Here is an 18,051-nt window from a genome sequence, read left to right on the forward strand (position 1 = left end):
AAAATCAATAGCTGGACCGCCGGAGCAATCCTCGGAACGCGAAAGATGGCCTAGCGCGAGAGCGAGATCGGCTGGCCGGTCGAGGTCGAGCCGCTGAAGTTCTGGCCGCCGCCGGAGAGCCGAGCGAGTACTTCGCCGTTCTCGTTGTAGAAGGTCAGCTGGCTGCCACTCACGTTCCACGACTTCACGCCATCGATCGGGGCGGGGCAGCGCAGCGGGCCGGCGCGGTAGCCCTGACCGAACTTGGTCTGCGGCGTCGCCACACGGCAGCTCTCGCCACCAACGTTTACGTTCCACACACCGGCAACACCACCGGCGCTGATGGCTGGACCCTCAGGCGCGGCGCCGGCATTCGGATCAAGTGCAGCGACATCCGTTCCCTGCGCGGGAGCCTGGGGGAAAGCGGTGGAAGGGTTGCCAGACGGCGAGGATGGAGGCGGCAACTGGCTGTTGCTGATTGCGCCAGACGGAGCGGGCGTCAATGGCGGAGGCGCCGACGGCGCCGGGGAAAAGCGAGAAGACCCGCAACCCGCCAGAGCGAGCGAGAGAAGCGAGACAATAAAAACTCCGGACTTCGCACTGAACATCCGTTTCTCCGTACCTGTCCTGATCTATGGCCCCCGACACTGATTATGTCGAAGACCTAGGGTGAATACAACTCGTTAGGGCCAATGGCGCGCTTCTACAAGAGCCAATGTTTTTCTACAATGTGTTAAGGAACACCGATCCTGCAATGGCGTTAGGCTGTATTGCTGGTGAAAGGTACCCCTCATGATCAAGTGGATTCTCATTCTTCTGATCATTGCGGCAATTGCAGGCCTGCTCGGCATGAACAGTCTCGCCGGCGCGGCGATGACCGGCGTGAAGATCCTGATCACGATCATGCTGGTTCTGTTCCTGCTGGTCGTTTTGGGCTTGGTTGCGATCTTCTGAAGCCATTCTGGCGCTGGTAATTTTCCACGTCATCCGCCATATAGCCCCCATACCCTTATGGGACAGGTGAGTTCATGGCTGAATTGGCGCGTTTTGCGAAAATGAATGGTCTTGGCAACGCTATCATCGTTGCCGACATGCGGGGACGCAGTGATCGCGTGACCCCGGATGCCGCGCGCGCGCTGGCTGCCGATCAAGTCACCACCTTCGACCAGATCATGGCGATCTACGATCCCGTCGTCGGCGGCACCGATAATTATATCGAGATCCTGAATTGCGATGGCACGCAGGCGCAGGCCTGTGGCAACGGAACCCGCTGCGTTGTTCAGGCGCTCGCAGCCGAAACCGGCCGCAAGACATTCACCTTCGAGACCAAGGCCGGCATCCTGACGGCTGAAGAGCATGAGGATGGCCGCATCTCCGTCGACATGGGCAAGCCACGCTTTGGCTGGAAGGAAATTCCGCTCGCCGAGGAATTTGCGGACACCAGCAGGATCGAGTTGCAGGTTGGCCCCATCGATGCGCCGATCGTTCATTCCCCGTCGGTTGCTTCCATGGGCAATCCGCATGCGATCTTCTGGGTCGACGGCGACGTGAATGAATATGAGCTCGATCGCTTCGGCCCACTGCTGGAAAATCACCCGATCTTCCCGGAGAAGGCGAACATCACGATTGCTCAGGTCACGAGCCCCGAGACGCTTACCATGCGCACATGGGAACGCGGCGCGGGGCTGACTCTGGCCTGCGGTTCCGCAGCCTGCGCGACGGCTGTTTCTGCCGCTCGTACCGGTCGCACCGGCCGCCGCGTCACCGTTACCCTTCCGGGCGGGGATCTGGAGATCTACTGGCGCGAGGACGACCACGTCATAATGACCGGACCGGCGGAATGGGAGTTTGCTGGCCGCTTTGACCCGCTGACCGGAGACTGGCAGCGGGAAACGGAAGGCGTCGCCTGATGGCTGTAGACGTTCTGACATTCGGCTGCCGCCTCAACACCTACGAATCCGAGGTAATAAAGCGCGAGGCGGGGGCGGCTGGTCTCGATGCGCTCGAGGGTGGCGCCATCGTGGTCAACACCTGCGCGGTGACGGCTGAAGCCGTCCGTCAGGCACGCCAGGCGATCCGCAAGGCCCGCCGCGAAAACCCGAACGCTCGAATTATCGTGACTGGCTGCGCGGCGCAGACGGAGCCTGGCACCTTCGATGCCATGGATGAGGTTGATCTCGTTCTCGGGAACGAGGAGAAGTTGAAGGCTCAGAGCTACCGCGCACTGCCGGAATTCGGCGTGAACCAGTTCGAGAAGGTCCGCGTCAACGACATCATGGAAGTGCGCGAGACGGCCTCCCACATGGTCGAGGCCATCGAGGGCAGGGCCCGCGCCTTCGTGCAGGTGCAGAACGGCTGCGACCACCGCTGCACCTTCTGCATCATTCCTTACGGCCGAGGTAACTCGCGCTCCGTGCCCATGGGTGCGGTGGTGGATCAGGTCCGCAAGCTGGTCGAAAACGGTTATGCCGAGGTGGTCCTGACCGGCGTCGACCTGACCAGCTTCGGTGCTGACCTGCCCGGCAGCCCGCGTCTCGGCAAGCTTGTCCGCACGATCCTGAAGAATATTCCTGAACTGCGCCGCCTGCGTCTCTCGTCCATCGACTCCATCGAGGCCGATGCTGAGCTCATGGCCGCACTGGCAGAGGAAGAGCGGCTGATGCCGCATCTCCATCTCTCGCTCCAGGCGGGCGACGACATGATCCTGAAGCGCATGAAGCGCCGTCACCTGCGCTCTGATTCCATCCGCTTCTGCGAGGAAGTCCGCCGTCTGCGCCCCGACGTCGTGTTCGGTGCGGACATTATCGCCGGTTTCCCGACCGAGACGGAAGAGATGTTCCAGAACTCGCTGCGCATCGTGGATGAATGCGGCCTGACGCATCTGCACGTCTTCCCCTACAGCCCGCGCCAGGGAACGCCTGCTGCCCGCATGCCGCAGGTCTCGCGTGAGGTTGCAAAGGAACGCGCTGGCCGTCTTCGGGAGGTGGGTGACCGGGCATATCGCAATCACCTGGCCTTGCTCACGGGAACGCGTCAGCGCATCCTCGTGGAAAAGGAAGGTCTCGGCCGCACGGAAGGTTTCACCCTGGCGACGGTGCCGATGGGCACCCCGGGCGAGATCATCGACGCACATATTGCAGGCCATGATGGTGAGCGCCTAGTCGCTGCGCTCCATCAGGCCGCTTGAAGGTAGGGGTTAATGGCACTCGGCTTCATCAAGAAGGTTTTTTCGTTCGGCAAGTCGGAACCTGAAAAGCAGGACGTTCCGGAGACGACCGACAACACGGAAGACGCAGCCGTTGCGCCTGCCGAAGAGGTTGCTGCCCAGCCCGAGCCGACCTCGGACGCTGAACCGGCATCTGCTCCGGAAGACTTGACTGAGGAACCTGCATCCGAAGCCCTCGCTCCAGAGCCAGAGCCAGAGCCAGAGCCAGAGCCAGAGCCAGAGCCAGAGCCAGAGCCAGAGCCAGAGCCAGAGCCAGAGCCCGTTGTTGCGCCTGCTGCGCGGATTGTGGTGTCTGAAACTGTTGCTCAGAAGGTCGAGGAAGATATCCCCGCTGCACCCGCCGAAGAACCGCGCAAGCCGTGGTTCCAGCGGCTGCGTGAAGGTCTGTCACGCTCATCCCGCGAGCTGCGCGAGAACATTGCCGGCATCTTCCTGAAGCGCAAGCTTGATGAAGACACACTTGAAGAGCTGGAAGACGTGCTCCTGCGCGCCGACCTCGGCATGGAAACTGCGCTGCGGATCACCGACACGCTGGCCTCTGGCCGCTTCGGCAAGGACATTTCGGGTGCCGAGGTGCAGACCATCATGGCGACCGAGATCGAGAAGGTGCTGGCGCCTGTCGCAAAGCCACTGGAGCTCGACCTCTCGCACAAGCCGCACGTCGTTCTCGTTGTTGGCGTCAACGGCACCGGCAAGACCACGACGATCGGCAAGCTTGCCGCAAAACTTTCAGCTGGCGGCCTCAAGGTCATGCTGGCGGCTGGCGACACGTTCCGCGCGGCTGCAATCGAGCAGCTCAAGATCTGGGGCGAGCGCACCGGCTCCGAGGTGGTTTCCTCCAAGCTCGGCGCGGACGCCGCCGGTCTCGCCTACGATGCCTATGAGCGGGCCAAGGCGGCAGGTTCTGACGTGCTCATCATCGATACAGCTGGTCGCCTGCAGAACAAGGCCGAGCTGATGGCGGAGCTGGAAAAGGTCGTCCGCGTCCTCGGCAAGCACGATCCGGAAGCGCCGCACACGGTTCTCCAGACCCTTGATGCGACGACCGGACAAAACGCCCTTAATCAGGTCGAAATCTTCCGCAACGTTGCTGGGGTCTCCGGTCTGGTCATGACCAAGCTGGACGGCACCGCGCGCGGCGGCATCCTTGTCGCCATCGCGGCCAAGCACAAGCTCCCCGTCTATTTCATCGGGGTTGGCGAAGGCATTGATGATCTGGAACCTTTCTCGGCTGGCGATTTCGCCAAGGCGATCGCAGGAGTAGCGTGAATGACGGACAAGACAGTTCTTGAGCGTGAGCCTTCTGACCCCAATCGGCAGGAGATCAACCCGCTCCTGAAACTGGCGCTGGAACTCGGGCCGCTGCTCGTCTTCTTCTTCGCCAACTCTCGCGGCGAATGGATCGTCGGGAAGTTCCCCGCTCTCGCTTCGCTCGGTGGTCCACTCTTTGTCGCCACGGCCCTCTTCATGGTGGCGACGGCGATTGCGCTGCTGGCCTCGTGGATCCTCACGCGCACCATCCCGATCATGCCGCTAGTCTCCGGCGCGGTCGTCTTCGTCTTCGGTGCGCTGACGCTCTTCCTGCAAGACGAGACCTTCATCAAGATGAAGCCCACCATCGTCAATTCGCTCTTTGCGGCGGTGCTTCTGGGCGGACTGCTCTTTGGCAAGTCGCTGCTGGGCTATGTGTTTGATTCAGCCTTCAAGCTGGATGAGGAGGGCTGGCGCAAGCTTACCCTCCGCTGGGGCCTGTTCTTCATCTTCCTGGCGATCGCCAATGAAGTGGTCTGGCGCATGTTCTCCACGAACGCCTGGGTGGCCTTCAAGGTCTGGGGCATCATGCCGATCACGGTGCTGTTCACCATGAGCCAGATGCCCCTCATCATGCGTCATTCGACCGACGACAAGTTCAAGTCCTGATCTTTACGCGCAGCTTCAATGGCGTTGGCGACAGTGGCATTGAAGCTCACTTCCGGCTCGCGCACTTCCTGGATGTGCAGAAGCCGCTTGGCCTGGCCTGAAGCGCCGACCAGATAGACCTTTGCGCCCTGACGCGCTGCCTTGGTGACAAATCCCCGGATGGTCGAAGCGCCCGTGGAGTCGAGCAGGCTCGCCTCTGAGAGATCAACCACATAGGCTTTTGGCGCGGTGCCGATCCGATCCATTACATTGCCGATGCTGGCTGCTGCGCCGAAGAAGAACGCGCCCGAAATCTTGTAGATGACGATGTTGTCGTCCGTGCGCATGTCCTTCGAATAGCGCTGGTGCCCATTGCCAAGCTCGTCGGCCTCATCTGCGGGGATCAGCGGTTGGGCGTCGCTCTCCACCGAAACAGAGGTGGACATGCGGTGCAGGAATAGAAGCGCGCTCAGCGCAAAGCCGATCACGATGCCTTCGGTAAGATCGCGGAAAATCACCAGCAGGAATGTGATGATGACGACTGCTGCATCGCCCTTGGAGCTGCGCACGAGCGCGGCGAACTGGTGGCGTTCTGCCATATTCCACGAGACCACAACCAGGATGGCGGCAAGTGCAGCCAGCGGAATGTAGAAAGCAAGCGGCGCTGCCAGCAGCATGAAGGCCAGCAGGAACAGCGAATGCAGCATGCCGGAGACCGGACCCCGCGCGCCAGCGCGAATGTTGGAAGCTGTACGCGCAATCGTGCCGGTCACGCAGAAGCCACCAAACAGGGCGGAGCCCACGTTCGCCACACCCTGAGCCACCAGCTCGCAGTTGGAGCGATGCCGCCCGCCGCTCATCGAGTCTGCAACCACAGCCGAAAGCAGGCTTTCGATTGCGCCAAGCAGCGTGAAGGACATTGCGGCGGGCAGAACTTCCACGACCTTCTCCATCGAGAGGTTTGGCAGGTGCGGCACCGGGAACGCCTGCGGGATGCCGCCAAAGCGCGTACCGATGGTTTCGACCGGCAGATTGAGCGCCCAGGCTGCGAGCGTTGCACCAGCGACTGCAATTAGCAGGCCCGGCCAGTGCGGCTTGTACTTGCGCAGGATGAGGATCACTGCTGCCGCCAGTACGGCGAGTGTGACCGTCGGAATATTCATCGTCGGCATCGCTGCGCCCAGCGCTTGAAGCTTCGGCAGGAGCGGTCCCGGTTCGGGCTCCGACAGGGTCAGTCCGAAGAAATCCTTCAGCTGGCTCGAGAAGATGATGACCGCGATGCCTGAGGTGAAGCCGACCGTGACGGGGTAGGGAATGTACTTGATGAAGGTCCCGAGTCTCAGCAGGCCGACCGCCATCAGCATCAGTCCGGAAAGGAAGGTGGCGAGGATCAGGCCCTCTACGCCGTAAGCTTGCGTGGTTGCCAGCACCAGCACGATGAACGCGCCAGCCGGGCCGCCGATCTGGAAGCGGCTGCCGCCGAGGGCGGAGACGAGGAAGCCGCCAACGATGGAGGTGTAGAGACCGCGCTCCGGTGAGACGCCCGAAGCGATGGCGATTGCCATGGAAAGCGGTAGCGCGATGATCGCGACGGTCAGACCGGCAATGGCATCGGCCCTCAGCTTGTCGAGGTTATAGCCTTCGCGGAAAACCGTGATCAGCTTGGGTGTGAAAAGTTCAATGAAACCTGCGTTCTGCGTACGCGCTACCATGCTTCGCCCCAAATTCGCGGGGCCGGTTGCATGACAGCAGCCTGTCCCGCATCAGTTGTCGACGGACCGGGCCGCAGCAGTTTCTTTCAGGCGGACGCCTCGGCCGCTGCCGGTGCTGGGAGCGTTGTCCCCGATGAGTTCCAGGCCAGCTGCGTCCAGAGCTTCAACGACCTTGGTAAGGGTGTCCACAACACCACGAACATTCCCCTCGCTTGCTTCCATCCTCTGGATGGTCGGAAGCGATACCCCGGCCATTTCGGCGAGCGTCTTCTGGTCAATTCCCAGAAGGGCGCGGGCGGCGCGTAGCTGTGCAGCGGTAATCATGAGGCGCTCTCGTCGAATGAGATTTGATATAGCAACAATCGAAGCTGATGTCTAGAACATCAATGTTATTGTCTGACAGACAAGGAGTTGCGGTTGAGGCATCTCCATCAGAGGAACCGCCAGACGGTGGTGCGCTTCACCTCCGCGTCCTCGAGCGCCCGCGTGACGGGCACCGAATAGACGGTAAGTTCCTCGAGCCGGTCTTTGGGCCGGTAGGCCCGTCCGGGATCGCCGACGAGCACCTCCACCCCCTTGTCGCGTAACGCCGAGAACCAGGGCAATAAACGGTCCGTCATCGGCTTCTCGTAGAACACGTCTCCCGCGAGCAGCACGTCGAAACCTTCGGTCACGCCGATGAAGTCTTCGTCGGAAAGGGAGAAGCTCACCTGATTGGCTTCCATGTTCACCCGGCAGGCGGTGATGGCGAAGGGATCGATGTCCGTTCCGGTGACGGCAGCCGCACCCGACTTGCAGGCCGCGATGGCCACGAGGCCGGAGCCCGTGGCGAAATCCAGCACGCGCTTGCCCCTCACGGATTCAGGATGGTCGAGCACATAGCGGGAAAGGCCCTGTCCGCCCGCCCAGGCAAAGGCCCAGAAGGGCAGGGGAAGCCCGGCTTCTTCCAGCTCCTCTTCGGTCTTGTGCCAGAGGTCATAGGCCTCGTGCGCAAGCTGAAGCTGGATTTCCGGAACATGCGGCGGCGCCTGCAGGGCGGTGTTTGCCAGAATGAACTCGCGGGCGCCATCCGGTGTTATCATCGCAATCCTTTGTCAGATGCTCTTTGGGTCCAGCCCGCCCATGCGGCAGACTTCGATCCACTCGTCCTCCTGCACGGGCTGGACCGAGAGGCGGAACGAGGTGACCAGCGCCATTTTTTCGAGCGCGGGATTGGCCTTGACGTCCACGAGCTTCACCGGCTTCGGCATGTCGCAGACAGCGCGGATGTCCACGCACTCCCAGCGCGGATCGTCAGTGGATGAATCCGGATGCGCGAGTTTGCAGACCTCGACGATGCCGACGACCTCCAGGCCCTGATTGGAGTGGTAGAAGAAGCCTTTGTCGCCCAGCTGCATCTGGCGCATGAAGTTGCGCGCCTGATAGTTGCGGACACCGGTCCACTCTTCGCCTTCAGCACCCTTGGCCTTCTGCTGCTCCCACGACCAGGCATCAGGCTCCGACTTGAACAACCAATACGCCATGTCGTCCTCAGGCGTCCGCAGACTTCTTCAGGACCCAGTTCCATGCGGTCACTTCGCGGGATGCGAAAAGGCCAGCGGCAACGTACGGGTCGTTATCGGCGATCTCCTGAGCCTTCTCCAGGCTTTCGGCCTCGACGATGAGAAGGGTCCCAAACGGATTTTGATCCTCTCCGAGGAACGGACCACCAAGCTTCACCGCGTCGCCGAGGCTTTCGATATAGGCCAGATGGGTCGGACGGGTGTCGAGCCGCAGCTGGAGGCTGTCGGGCTTGTCCTTGCAGATGATAGCGTAGAGCATGGGATTACTCCTCAATCTTCGTTTTTCAGGGGGCGGCGAAGCAATGCTTCGACCGCTTCATCGATGGAAATCCTGCCGTCGAGAAGCGCTGCCGTGGCGTCGATGATCGGCGCTTTCACGGATAGCTTGCGGCAAAGCTCGGAGGCAATGGGAGCCGTCGCGACACCCTCTGCCAGCGGCCGTCCGGTGAGATCCTCACCCCTGCCGAGCGCCATGCCGTAGGAATAGTTGCGCGACTGAGGGGACGAACAGGTGAGCATCAGGTCACCCAGGCCCGAAAGCCCCATGATCGTTTCCATACGCGCGCCGAGCGTCTTGGCCAACCTGCGTAGCTCCGCAAATCCGCGCGTGATGAGAGCGGCCTGCGCGCTCGCGCCGAAGCCCCGGCCAGTGGAAGCGCCGGCGGCAATCGCCAGCACGTTCTTGATCGCGCCGCCAAGCTCCACGCCCTTGACGTCGACGCTCGAGTAGCAGCGGAAGGCGGGGCCGGAGAGCACGCGCGCAAGCTGAGCGGCCGTGTTTTCGTTTCCAGCCGCTACGGTAACGGCCGTGGGGAAACCTCGCGCCACATCGGCGGCAAAGCTCGGGCCGGAAAGCACGGCGATCTGATGCTCCGGCAGTGCATCGTGCGCGACCTCGGACATCAGCCGTCCGCTGCTTTGTTCGATGCCTTTCGCGCAGAGAACGACAGGCGCAGCTGTGGGAATGACCTGCCTCAGTTCGCCGAGCGCCTTGCCTAGCGACTGGGCGGGGATCACGGCGAGCACCGCGTCCGCCTGATCAAGCACTGCCCCGGCATCCGCTGATGCCGCAATTCCCTCCGGAAGGATCACATCGCCCAGATAGCGACTGTTCTTCCGCGCCTCGTTGATCTCACTGACAGTGTCGCTGTTGCGGGCAAACAGGCTGACGTCATGACCCGCGCGGCGGCTGTTGGCGGCGAGTGCCGTACCCCACGCTCCACCACCCAGCACTGCGATCTTGCGCTGCATGCTCATGCCTTTGCCCCCTTCTTGCCAGCACCGAACATGGGCGCGGACGACTGGTCAAGCGGCCAGCGGGGTCGTGGCGCAAAGGTGAACGGATCGTCCTCAAGCATCCCGGCATCGAATCGCTCAAGCCCGACCCAGCCGATCATCGCGGCATTGTCGCCGCAGAGCTTGATGGGCGGAGCCACGAGCGTGAAACCATGCTTGCCGCAGAGGCGATCGAGTTCCGCGCGGATCGCCTGATTTGCAGCTACGCCGCCAGCGACCACCAGCGTCGGCGCGGAGATTTCCGGATGCATCGCGCGGAAACGTTCAAGGCTGCGGCGCACTCTGTCTGCCAGCGTCTCGGTGACCGCGCGCTGGAAAGAAGCGCAGATATCGGCAATGTCCTGCTGCGAAAGCGGAGCAAGCTCCGTTGCCGCACGGCGGACGGCCGTCTTCAGGCCCGAGAAGGAAAAATCGAGCCGGGCCTCACCCTTCATGGGGCGGGGAAAGTCAAAGCGCTTCGGGTCTCCGTTGGCGGCTGCCTTCTCGACATTCGGCCCACCGGGGTAGGGGAGCGAGAGGAGCTTCGCCGTCTTGTCGAAAGCCTCGCCGAGCGCATCATCGATCGTCGTGCCCCAGCGCTCGTATTGGCCAAGCCCCGCCACGTGGAGAATCTGCGTGTGCCCGCCCGAGACCAGCAGCAGCAGGAACGGAAACTCGACGTTGTCCGTCAGACGGGCGGTAAGCGCATGGCCTTCCAGATGATTGACGGGAATCAGTGGCTTGCCCTTGGCGGCAGCGATCGCCTTGGCCATCGTCACGCCAACGATGAGCCCGCCGATGAGGCCCGGACCAGCGGTGGCGGCGATAGCGTCAACATCATCCAGCGTCAGGCCCGCTTCCAGCAGTGCCGCATCGATCACGCCATCCAGCGCTTCCACATGGGCGCGCGCGGCGATCTCCGGCACCACGCCGCCAAAGGCCGCATGTTCCTCGATCTGGCTCAGAACAACGTTGGACAGGATGCGCGGCACCCCGTCTGCCCCGCGCTCCACGATGGAAGCGGCGGTCTCGTCGCAACTTGTCTCTATGCCCAGCACGCGCGTCATTCGGCCCGATCTGCCCTTGTTGCCGTTCTGGCCGAACCTTAGTAGTGATGGTCAGCCGCAGAATGTGAGAATGCGGGTTAGCACGGACATCGCCTCATGCAAACCGATCTGGTGAGAATTGGAACGCGCGGAAGCGCTTTGGCTCTGGCTCAGGCAGCGGAAACGCGCGCCCGTTTGATGGCCGCGCACAACTTTCCGGAAGAGGCGTTCGAAATCGTGGTGATCAGCACCACTGGCGACCGGATCCAGGATCGCGCGTTGTCCGAAGCTGGCGGCAAGGGCCTTTTCACCAAGGAACTGGAAGAGGCGCTCTACGACGGTCGTATCGATTTCGCCGTTCATTCCTCCAAGGACATGCCCACCTTCCTGCCTGACGGACTGGAGATTTCCTGTTTCCTGGAGCGCGAGGACGTGCGCGACGTGTTCATCGGCGGCAAGGTCAAGCGCCTGCAGGATCTGCCGCAGGGCGCGAAGCTCGGCACCTCGTCGCTCCGCCGTCAGGCACTGGCGCTCCGCCTGCGTCCGGACCTCGATGTGCAGGTGTTCCGCGGCAACGTACAGACCCGCCTGCGCAAGCTGGAAGCGGGCGAAGTCGATGGCACGATGCTCGCTCTCGCGGGCCTCAAGCGCCTGAAGCTGGAGCAGGTGGCTACCGAAATCATGGACGGCGACAGTTTTCCGCCTGCACTCGGCCAGGGTGCTATCTGCATCGAAAGTCGCATTGGCGACGAACGCGTGGCCAAGCTTCTGGCTCCGATCCACCATGCGGCGACGGGTGCGGAACTGGAATGCGAACGCGCATTCCTTGGCGCTCTCGACGGCTCCTGCCGCACGCCGATTGCCGGGCTGGCGCAGGTCGAAGGCGACCGGATCAGCTTCCGTGGCATGATCCTGACGCCGGATGGACGCGAGATGCACGAGATCTCAGCCGAAGGTGCGGTGGCTGATGCGCAGGCGATCGGTCGTGAGGCCGGTGAGGAAATCCGCGCTGTGGCGGGTGAGACCTTTTTCCAGAGCTGGAGCTAACCAGCCGGAGGTGACATGCGGCGCGTCCTGATCACCCGGCCTGAACCGGGTAGCTCAAAGACGGCATCGAAGGTGCTTGAGATGGGCTGGACGCCGCTCGTTCTCCCGCTCACCCGGATCGAGCCGCTGACGGACCTGCCGGCGATCGATCCCGTTGAGTTCGCGGCAATTGCCCTCACCAGCCCGAACTCTGCCCGTTATCTTCCCGTATCATTTACAGGATCACTCAAGGCGCTGCCGGCCTACGCGGTGGGCACCGCTACGGCCTCGACTGCTCGGAAAGCCGGTCTCAATGTTGTTGATGAAAGCGCGGGCGACGCTGCGGGCCTCTGCCGGGTCATCGCGGAACAGGTGAAGCCCGGCTCGAAAATCCTGATCCTGTGCGGCCGTGTCCGCCGCAGCGTTCTGGAGCAGGGCCTGCGCGAGACGGGATATGAACCGCTCCTTGTCGAGACCTATGATACAGTACCCTTGCGACCATCTGTGGATGAGGCCGCTGCTGTGCTGGGTGGCACACCCGTTGATACGGTGCTTCTCTATTCAGCTTTGGCGGCGGAGGAATTCACGCGCTTTGTAGAAGAACAGGGGGCGAAGGAAACCTTCGCGAAAGCGCGCTTCATCGGGATTTCTGCGCGCATCGGATCGTACCTTCCGGAGAAATGGGCTGCTCGCCTGCTCGTTGCTGCGGAACCGAATGAGGAGGCGATGCTTTCCCTGCTTTAAAGGTTTCGTGAGACTCACTCTTCATTGTGTTTTCAAAGTCGCACCTTATCTGCGGTATTGACGTAACTGCCTTCGGAGTTCCCAATGGTCAAAACACCTAGGACGCGCCACTCGACTTCCAAGCGGGAGCCTGTGACGATAGATCTGGAGGCGGTGAAAGCCGAAGGAGCACCCGAAACGCCGGCTGAGGCCGAAGCTGAAGCGGCAGCTCCTGTAGAAACCGAAGTCACCCAGCCACAACCCGACCCGGAAGATGTCCTTCTGGCAGAGGCCGAGCGCGAAGACGTTGCTGCTGAAGCTGCCGGTAACGGTTCTGATCTGCCGCCTTCCGATGCCGCTCAGGAAACGACCGTAACGCCACCGCCAGCTGCTCCGCGCTCCGGCAGGGGAGGCGCAATTGCCGGCGGCGTGATCGGCGGACTTGTGGCGCTGCTGCTTGCAGGCGGACTGCAATATTCTGGCGTTCTGCCCCCTTTGAATAATGCGCCGCAGTCCGACACTGGAGTCCAGGCACTGCGCGACGAAATCTCTGGCCTTCAGAGCCAGATCGCTGAGCTGAAGAATCAGCCGGCGGCACCTGCACCCAATCTGGACGAAGCTCTTGCCGAGCCGCGCCAGCAGATCGCCCAGCTGCGAGAAACAGTCCAATCGCTTGAACAGCAGGTGGCATCCGGCGGCTCCGGCGATCAGACACAAGCGCTGGCTGAGCTCGAACAGCGCCGCTCGGAACTCGAGACGTCCTTTCAGGAACTTTCGCAGCGTCTGAACCAGTCCGGTGCGGCTGACGGCGAGCTCGCCCAGCGGCTGGAAAGCGCCGAGCGTGAACTGGCCGGCCTGCGTGAAACCGTTCAATCCGCCGGTACTGAAAGCCGCGAAGCCGCAACAGAGGCTTCGAACGAGGCGGTTTCCGCTGTCACGACCAGGATTGATGAAATTGCTGGCCAGGTCGAGGCACTGTCCAAGCGCCTTGAGGAGCTTTCAACGGAAGTAGCGCGTCAGGATGAGGGGCCGAAGGTCGCGCTCGTCGTGGCGGCCTCCGCACTCAAGTCGGCAGTGGATCGCGGGCACTCTTTCGCCTCCGAGCTCGAGACCTATTCCAGTATCGCCTCCAACGCATCCGAACTGGACAGCCTCCGGCCTTACGCCGAGAACGGCATCCCGACGCTCGCCAGCCTGAGCGAGGAAGCCTCCGACTTCGCGTCGAAAATCGCTGCGGCGGAAAATGCGGTGCCGGAATCAGCCGGGCTGGTTGAGCGCTTCACGTCCAGCGTCAAGTCGGTCGTCACCGTCCGCCCCGTGGGCGAGGTGCAGGGCGAGCAGCCTTCCGCGATCGCCGCGCGTGTGGAAGCCGCAGTTCAGCGCGGCGACCTGCCGGTGGCTCTGCGTGAATTCGAGACCTTGCCTGAAAACATGAAGAACCTTGGCGCTGACTTCGCCGCCAAGCTGCGCGCACGGCAGGCAGCGAACGAAGTCCTCGACAAAGCCCTTTCCAGCGCGTTGAAGCCAGCCTGAGGCCAGTTTTCATGATCCGCACCCTGTTCTTTCTGGCAATTGTTCTGGCGCTCGGTCTGGGCTTCATGTGGCTGGCGGAGCGCCCCGGCGATCTCGTCGTCACCTTCGGCGGCTACCAGTATCAAGTAACCCTGCTCGCGGCAGCCGTGATCCTGGTCGCAGCCTTCGCGGCCATGATGATCTCGTGGTGGATCATCCGTGGCGTCTGGCGCAGCCCCTATGCCGTCACGCGCTACTTCCGCGTACGCCGACGCGACCGTGGCTATCAGGCGCTTTCGACCGGCCTGATTGCAGCCGGAGCGGGCGACGGCGGCACCGCACGACGCATGGGCAAGCAGGCGGCCAAGCTGATCTCCTCGGATCAGGAGCCTTTGATCCATCTGCTGGATGCGCAGGCTGCCCTTCTGGAGGGCGACCATACAGCCGCCCGTGCAAAATTCGAGGCCATGGCCAAGGACCCCGAGACGCGCCTCCTGGGTCTCCGGGGTCTCTATCTCGAAGCCGAACGCATCGGCGACCGCAATGCCGCCCGCCAGATTGCTTCTGAAGCAGCAAACGTTTCGCCGCAACTCGGCTGGGCTTCCGCTGCGGCCCTCGAAATGAAAACTGTCGCGCGCGACTGGGATGGTGCCATCTCGCTCGTGGATGCACGCAGCCGTGCTCCGAATGCCGACCGTGCTGTCACCTCTCGCCAGCGCGCGGTGTTGCTCACAGCCAAGGCTCTGGAAGAACTCGATTCTCACCCGTCCGCCGCCAAGACGCTGGCGCAGGAAGCGCATCGCTTGCAACCGGACTTCGTCCCCGCTGCCGTGACGCTCGCTCGCGCCGATATCCGGTTGAACGACCAGCGCAAGGCTTCAAAGGTTCTGGAAGCGATCTGGAAGCGTTCGCCGCATCCCGACGTGGCGGATGTCTACATTCATCTGCGCCACGGCGACTCCACCTTCGACCGTCTGGAACGGGCGCGCCGTTTGCGCAAGCTTCGTTCGAACAATGTCGAGTCCGAACTGGCCGTCGCCCGAGCTGCACTCGACGCCGGTGAATTCGCCGAAGCGCGTGCCGCGGCTGAAGCGGCCGTCCGACTGGAGCCGCGCGAAGGTGCATTCCTGTTGCTCGCCGATATCGAGGAAGCCGAGACGGGCGATCAGGGTCGCATCCGCCATTGGCTTGCTCAGGCGGTTCGCGCTCCGCAGGATCCCGCATGGGTCGCGGATGGCGTCGTGCTGGAGAAGTGGGCGCCGACGTCCCCGGTCACTGGCCAGCTCGATGGAGTCCAGTGGCGCCCGCCGATGGAACGTTTCGGCCAGGTGATTGAGGTCGAGAATGCGCTTAAATCCGTGCCGGCCCTTCCCGCTGCCCCTGTGGAGCCGGAAACGCTCAAAGTAGATGAGCCTCTAACGAAGGCGCTGAGCGAAGCACCTGCTCCGCAGCAGCCCGTTCAGCCTGAACCGGCCAGGGCCGCAGAGCCTGCGCCAGCGGAAGAGGAAAAGCGTCCCGCCTTTGTCGAGGATCTGGTGGAGGATGAGGAAGCCACCCGGCCGTTCCAGCCGCCGATTCCCGATGATCCGGGTCCGGATGCTGACGATGATGAGGCGGAAAACGTTCCGGCCCGCGCGGGCTCCGGCCTCCGGCTCTTCTGATTATCCTGATCTCGGATTGTTACAGTTTGTGGGTAGGAGAACTGCAAACTGTGCCAGAACGAACACACCGGAGATCATTTTGCTGTTTCGCATTCGTTAACACACGAATGTTGCTTGTTTGGTCGGGCCCGAGACCTCAAACATTGGTGTAACGATTACGCGAGACGCTGATGTTTGAAAGCATTTTTGCCTTTTTGAAGAATCTGCCTGGGGGGCAAGTCACCAGTGCCAAGTCATTGACGGCCGATGACCCGAGGGTTGCTGCCGCAGCGCTCCTGATTCACGTGATCAATGCCGACGGGCAGAAGAACGCAGAGGAGCAGGCAGAGCTTACCGCTGCTCTTTCCCGCGCCTACAACGTGCACGGGGCCGAGCTGAAGGCGCTCATGAAAACCGCGCAGGAGGCTGAAGGCGCGGCAGTCGACATTTATGTCTTCACCAATGTCTTGATGCGGCATCTGGATGAAACCGCCCGAGTTGAATTCATCCGGCTGGTATGGGAGATTGTGCTCTCCGATGGCGAAATGCATGAACTGGAGGAAAATCTGGTCTGGCGGATCGCCGAACTGATCGGAGTCGATTCTCGTATGCGCGTGACCATGCGTCAGGAAGTCCAGAAACAGCGGGAAGGGGGCCTCTAATCCCATATGGCGGGCGAGGCTGAGAAGAAAATCCTGGTCGTGCTGCATCAGGAACTGTCCAGCCCTGGACGGGTGGGGCAGATCCTGCAACGCAGCGGTTATACCCTCGACATAAGGCGGCCGCCGCTCGGAGATCCGTTGCCCGAAACGCTGGCCGAGCACAAGGGCGCCGTGGTCTTCGGCGGCCCGATGAGCGCCAACGACCACGACGAGTTCGTCAAGCGCGAGATCGACTGGCTTTCCGTTCCCTTGAAGGAAAACAAGCCCTTCCTTGGCATCTGCCTCGGCGCGCAAATGCTGGTCAAGCATCTGGGCGGCGTCGTGAAAAGCCACGATGACGGTCTCGTCGAGATCGGCTGGTATCCGCTTCGTGCAACCGATGAAGGCCGCAAGCTGATGCACTGGCCGGAGATGGTCTACCAGTTCCATCGCGAAGGTTTTTCACTGCCTGCGGATGCGCAATTGCTCGCCGGTGGCGAGAGCTATCCCAATCAGGCCTTCCGCTATGGCGACAATGCCTGGGGCATCCAGTTTCACGCGGAATTGACCCGGGCGATGATGCAGCGCTGGGTCGTCCGCGGCGCGCAGCGTTTCGTTCTTCCCGGCGCGCAACCGGCGCGCGATCATCTGGGCGGTCGCTTCATCTGGGACACCCATCTTCGCCAGTGGCTGGTCGAGTTTCTCGACAAGATCTTCGGTCTTGATGGCGATATCGAGGTGAGGGCCGGCGACGAGGCTGACGCTGTGAAGCCTGCAGGTCAGCGCCAGCTTGGCCGACGCGGCATCGCGTAGCGTCTCTCCCCGTAAATATTTCGAAACTAACGCTGCAAGCACTGGCGCTGCCACGGCCTCAGCTCTATATTTGCTTTAGGCGTTCTGCGCTTCTCGACAGGAGAACTTTTCCCCGGGGCCTTATCGATCCTTAAGGGAGTTGTCCCTGACCAGACCCGTGGGTTTGGTTACACGACGCCCACCTACTTAGTAGGTTCCCGGGATCGACACTCCATCGGTCGCCGTGGTTCGCCGCTTTTCTTCCTTCCACTCTGAGACAGTTTCGCCCGAGACGGGCTTCCGGGTAGACCCGGAGGCGCAACTCGGAGTATGAGGGCTTATCCGCCTGGCCGTCGGAACCTCTACAATCAACCCTCTGGACGTATTGTTGTGCAGGTGCTGCGGCTGTCGTCGTGGCAAAGGGTTAGCAATGACAGAGACACCTTCGGAGTTGAAGCGCACGCTGCGCGAGTCGGTTCTTGGCCGCCGGGACGCGCTTGATCCGCAATGGCGGGCAGAAGCCTCGCAGCGCTTCGCGGAAGCCGCCCAACAGATGGCGCCGGAGCCCGGCACAATGGTTTCCGGCTTCTGGCCCATGCACTCCGAGGTGGATGTGCGGCCCTTGATGTACGCGCTGCAGGATCTTGGCGCCCGCATCTGCCTTCCCGCCATTCTCAGCAAGACGGAGATGGTGTTCCGTGAGTTGATCCCGGGTGCGCCTTTGGTCGACATGGGCTTCCAGACCTTTGGTCCGGGTGAAGAGGCTCCTGTGGTCGATCCGGTCGTGATGCTGGTCCCGCTCGTCGCCTTCGACCATCGCGGCCATCGCATTGGCTATGGTGGCGGCTATTATGATCGTGCGATCGAGAAGCTTGTCGACAAGGGCATGTCACCCCGCCTGATCGGCATTGCCTTCGACTGCCAGCAGGTCGAACTTGTGCCCGACGAACCACACGACATCACTCTTCCAGAGATCATTACGGAATCCGGCTTGCGCCGTTTCCCGTTAAGCAGTTAA

20 protein-coding genes and 1 other RNA gene are annotated in these 18,051 nt (G+C 62.1%); 13 read left to right on the forward strand and 8 right to left on the reverse strand.

Annotated elements, in window-relative coordinates; translation table 11 throughout:
- Window positions 1-50 precede the first annotated feature (50 nt).
- Window positions 51-587 (reverse strand): AprI/Inh family metalloprotease inhibitor, encoded by a 537-nt coding sequence (locus IEX27_RS06960; RefSeq protein WP_188720226.1) that lies wholly within the window; start codon window positions 585-587, stop codon window positions 51-53.
- A gap of 184 nt (window positions 588-771) precedes the next feature.
- Here IEX27_RS06960 and IEX27_RS06965 point away from each other — a divergent pair, with 184 nt between their 5' ends.
- From IEX27_RS06965 to IEX27_RS06985, 5 genes are all read left to right on the forward strand, one after another.
- Window positions 772-933 (forward strand): DUF1328 family protein, encoded by a 162-nt coding sequence (locus tag IEX27_RS06965; protein WP_188720227.1) that lies wholly within the window; start codon window positions 772-774, stop codon window positions 931-933.
- Window positions 934-1,007: 74 nt separating this feature from the next.
- The gene (gene dapF / locus IEX27_RS06970; RefSeq protein ID WP_188720228.1) at window positions 1,008-1,889 is read left to right on the forward strand and encodes a diaminopimelate epimerase; all 882 of its coding nucleotides are present in this window, start codon (window positions 1,008-1,010) and stop codon (window positions 1,887-1,889) included.
- On the forward strand, window positions 1,889-3,166 hold the full coding sequence (gene mtaB, locus IEX27_RS06975) for a tRNA (N(6)-L-threonylcarbamoyladenosine(37)-C(2))-methylthiotransferase MtaB (protein ID WP_188720229.1): 1,278 nt from the start codon (window positions 1,889-1,891) through the stop codon (window positions 3,164-3,166). The genes dapF and mtaB overlap by 1 nt, the downstream gene beginning before the upstream one ends.
- A 12-nt stretch (window positions 3,167-3,178) precedes the next feature.
- Window positions 3,179-4,474: a signal recognition particle-docking protein FtsY gene (gene ftsY, locus IEX27_RS06980; protein ID WP_188720230.1), complete on the forward strand. Its 1,296-nt coding sequence runs from the start codon at window positions 3,179-3,181 to the stop codon at window positions 4,472-4,474.
- Window positions 4,475-5,125: a septation protein A gene (locus IEX27_RS06985; protein ID WP_188720231.1), complete on the forward strand. Its 651-nt coding sequence runs from the start codon at window positions 4,475-4,477 to the stop codon at window positions 5,123-5,125.
- Here IEX27_RS06985 and IEX27_RS06990 read toward each other — a convergent pair.
- From IEX27_RS06990 to tsaD, 7 genes are all read right to left on the reverse strand, one after another.
- Window positions 5,095-6,816 carry a SulP family inorganic anion transporter gene (locus IEX27_RS06990; RefSeq protein WP_188720232.1) on the reverse strand — a complete coding sequence of 574 codons (1,722 nt, stop codon included), beginning with the start codon at window positions 6,814-6,816 and terminating at the stop codon, window positions 5,095-5,097. The two genes, IEX27_RS06985 and IEX27_RS06990, sit on opposite strands and share 31 nt — an antisense overlap.
- A 51-nt stretch (window positions 6,817-6,867) precedes the next feature.
- The gene (locus IEX27_RS06995) at window positions 6,868-7,140 is read right to left on the reverse strand and encodes a helix-turn-helix domain-containing protein (RefSeq protein ID WP_188720233.1); all 273 of its coding nucleotides are present in this window, start codon (window positions 7,138-7,140) and stop codon (window positions 6,868-6,870) included.
- A 107-nt stretch (window positions 7,141-7,247) separates the two neighbouring features.
- Window positions 7,248-7,898 carry a class I SAM-dependent methyltransferase gene (locus tag IEX27_RS07000; RefSeq protein WP_188720234.1) on the reverse strand — a complete coding sequence of 217 codons (651 nt, stop codon included), beginning with the start codon at window positions 7,896-7,898 and terminating at the stop codon, window positions 7,248-7,250.
- A gap of 12 nt (window positions 7,899-7,910) precedes the next feature.
- Window positions 7,911-8,339 (reverse strand): EVE domain-containing protein, encoded by a 429-nt coding sequence (locus tag IEX27_RS07005; RefSeq protein WP_188720235.1) that lies wholly within the window; start codon window positions 8,337-8,339, stop codon window positions 7,911-7,913.
- A gap of 7 nt (window positions 8,340-8,346) precedes the next feature.
- Window positions 8,347-8,637, reverse strand: coding sequence for a YciI family protein (locus IEX27_RS07010; protein WP_188720236.1), 291 nt, complete (start codon window positions 8,635-8,637; stop codon window positions 8,347-8,349).
- Window positions 8,638-8,648: 11 nt separating this feature from the next.
- Entirely contained in the window at window positions 8,649-9,629 is a 981-nt protein-coding gene (locus IEX27_RS07015) for an NAD(P)H-dependent glycerol-3-phosphate dehydrogenase (RefSeq protein ID WP_188720396.1), read from the reverse strand.
- A gap of 2 nt (window positions 9,630-9,631) precedes the next feature.
- Window positions 9,632-10,720 carry a tRNA (adenosine(37)-N6)-threonylcarbamoyltransferase complex transferase subunit TsaD gene (tsaD, locus tag IEX27_RS07020; RefSeq protein WP_188720237.1) on the reverse strand — a complete coding sequence of 363 codons (1,089 nt, stop codon included), beginning with the start codon at window positions 10,718-10,720 and terminating at the stop codon, window positions 9,632-9,634.
- Window positions 10,721-10,816: 96 nt separating this feature from the next.
- On the opposite strand from tsaD, the gene hemC reads away from it, so the two are divergent.
- From hemC to IEX27_RS07060, 8 genes are all read left to right on the forward strand, one after another.
- Entirely contained in the window at window positions 10,817-11,746 is a 930-nt protein-coding gene (hemC, locus tag IEX27_RS07025) for a hydroxymethylbilane synthase (protein WP_188720238.1), read from the forward strand.
- Window positions 11,747-11,761: 15 nt separating this feature from the next.
- Window positions 11,762-12,469 (forward strand): uroporphyrinogen-III synthase, encoded by a 708-nt coding sequence (locus IEX27_RS07030; RefSeq protein ID WP_188720239.1) that lies wholly within the window; start codon window positions 11,762-11,764, stop codon window positions 12,467-12,469.
- Window positions 12,470-12,553: 84 nt separating this feature from the next.
- Window positions 12,554-13,981 carry a hypothetical protein gene (locus IEX27_RS07035; RefSeq protein WP_188720240.1) on the forward strand — a complete coding sequence of 476 codons (1,428 nt, stop codon included), beginning with the start codon at window positions 12,554-12,556 and terminating at the stop codon, window positions 13,979-13,981.
- Window positions 13,982-13,992: 11 nt separating this feature from the next.
- Window positions 13,993-15,621 carry a heme biosynthesis protein HemY gene (locus tag IEX27_RS07040; RefSeq protein WP_188720241.1) on the forward strand — a complete coding sequence of 543 codons (1,629 nt, stop codon included), beginning with the start codon at window positions 13,993-13,995 and terminating at the stop codon, window positions 15,619-15,621.
- Window positions 15,622-15,791: 170 nt separating this feature from the next.
- Window positions 15,792-16,262 (forward strand): tellurite resistance TerB family protein, encoded by a 471-nt coding sequence (locus IEX27_RS07045; RefSeq protein ID WP_188720242.1) that lies wholly within the window; start codon window positions 15,792-15,794, stop codon window positions 16,260-16,262.
- 6 nt (window positions 16,263-16,268) lie between these two features.
- Window positions 16,269-17,054: a glutamine amidotransferase gene (locus IEX27_RS07050; RefSeq protein WP_188720243.1), complete on the forward strand. Its 786-nt coding sequence runs from the start codon at window positions 16,269-16,271 to the stop codon at window positions 17,052-17,054.
- Window positions 17,055-17,132: 78 nt separating this feature from the next.
- A non-coding RNA gene (ssrS, locus tag IEX27_RS07055) (6S RNA) lies at window positions 17,133-17,288 on the forward strand.
- Window positions 17,289-17,463: 175 nt separating this feature from the next.
- Window positions 17,464-18,051 (forward strand): 5-formyltetrahydrofolate cyclo-ligase, encoded by a 588-nt coding sequence (locus IEX27_RS07060; RefSeq protein WP_188720244.1) that lies wholly within the window; start codon window positions 17,464-17,466, stop codon window positions 18,049-18,051.

Source organism: Nitratireductor aestuarii (genome assembly GCF_014641695.1).
Taxonomy (GTDB): Bacteria; Pseudomonadota; Alphaproteobacteria; order Rhizobiales; family Rhizobiaceae; genus Chelativorans; species Chelativorans aestuarii.

Coding starts and splice junctions, on each gene's coding strand:
- IEX27_RS06960 (WP_188720226.1), bottom strand. CDS start 587: ATGTTCAGTGCGAAGTCCGGAGTTTTTATTGTCTCGCTTCTCTCGCTC.
- IEX27_RS06965 (WP_188720227.1), top strand. CDS start 772: ATGATCAAGTGGATTCTCATTCTTCTGATCATTGCGGCAATTGCAGGC.
- dapF (WP_188720228.1), top strand. CDS start 1,008: ATGGCTGAATTGGCGCGTTTTGCGAAAATGAATGGTCTTGGCAACGCT.
- mtaB (WP_188720229.1), top strand. CDS start 1,889: ATGGCTGTAGACGTTCTGACATTCGGCTGCCGCCTCAACACCTACGAA.
- ftsY (WP_188720230.1), top strand. CDS start 3,179: ATGGCACTCGGCTTCATCAAGAAGGTTTTTTCGTTCGGCAAGTCGGAA.
- IEX27_RS06985 (WP_188720231.1), top strand. CDS start 4,475: ATGACGGACAAGACAGTTCTTGAGCGTGAGCCTTCTGACCCCAATCGG.
- IEX27_RS06990 (WP_188720232.1), bottom strand. CDS start 6,816: ATGGTAGCGCGTACGCAGAACGCAGGTTTCATTGAACTTTTCACACCC.
- IEX27_RS06995 (WP_188720233.1), bottom strand. CDS start 7,140: ATGATTACCGCTGCACAGCTACGCGCCGCCCGCGCCCTTCTGGGAATT.
- IEX27_RS07000 (WP_188720234.1), bottom strand. CDS start 7,898: ATGATAACACCGGATGGCGCCCGCGAGTTCATTCTGGCAAACACCGCC.
- IEX27_RS07005 (WP_188720235.1), bottom strand. CDS start 8,339: ATGGCGTATTGGTTGTTCAAGTCGGAGCCTGATGCCTGGTCGTGGGAG.
- IEX27_RS07010 (WP_188720236.1), bottom strand. CDS start 8,637: ATGCTCTACGCTATCATCTGCAAGGACAAGCCCGACAGCCTCCAGCTG.
- IEX27_RS07015 (WP_188720396.1), bottom strand. CDS start 9,629: ATGCAGCGCAAGATCGCAGTGCTGGGTGGTGGAGCGTGGGGTACGGCA.
- tsaD (WP_188720237.1), bottom strand. CDS start 10,720: ATGACGCGCGTGCTGGGCATAGAGACAAGTTGCGACGAGACCGCCGCT.
- hemC (WP_188720238.1), top strand. CDS start 10,817: ATGCAAACCGATCTGGTGAGAATTGGAACGCGCGGAAGCGCTTTGGCT.
- IEX27_RS07030 (WP_188720239.1), top strand. CDS start 11,762: ATGCGGCGCGTCCTGATCACCCGGCCTGAACCGGGTAGCTCAAAGACG.
- IEX27_RS07035 (WP_188720240.1), top strand. CDS start 12,554: ATGGTCAAAACACCTAGGACGCGCCACTCGACTTCCAAGCGGGAGCCT.
- IEX27_RS07040 (WP_188720241.1), top strand. CDS start 13,993: ATGATCCGCACCCTGTTCTTTCTGGCAATTGTTCTGGCGCTCGGTCTG.
- IEX27_RS07045 (WP_188720242.1), top strand. CDS start 15,792: ATGTTTGAAAGCATTTTTGCCTTTTTGAAGAATCTGCCTGGGGGGCAA.
- IEX27_RS07050 (WP_188720243.1), top strand. CDS start 16,269: ATGGCGGGCGAGGCTGAGAAGAAAATCCTGGTCGTGCTGCATCAGGAA.
- IEX27_RS07060 (WP_188720244.1), top strand. CDS start 17,464: ATGACAGAGACACCTTCGGAGTTGAAGCGCACGCTGCGCGAGTCGGTT.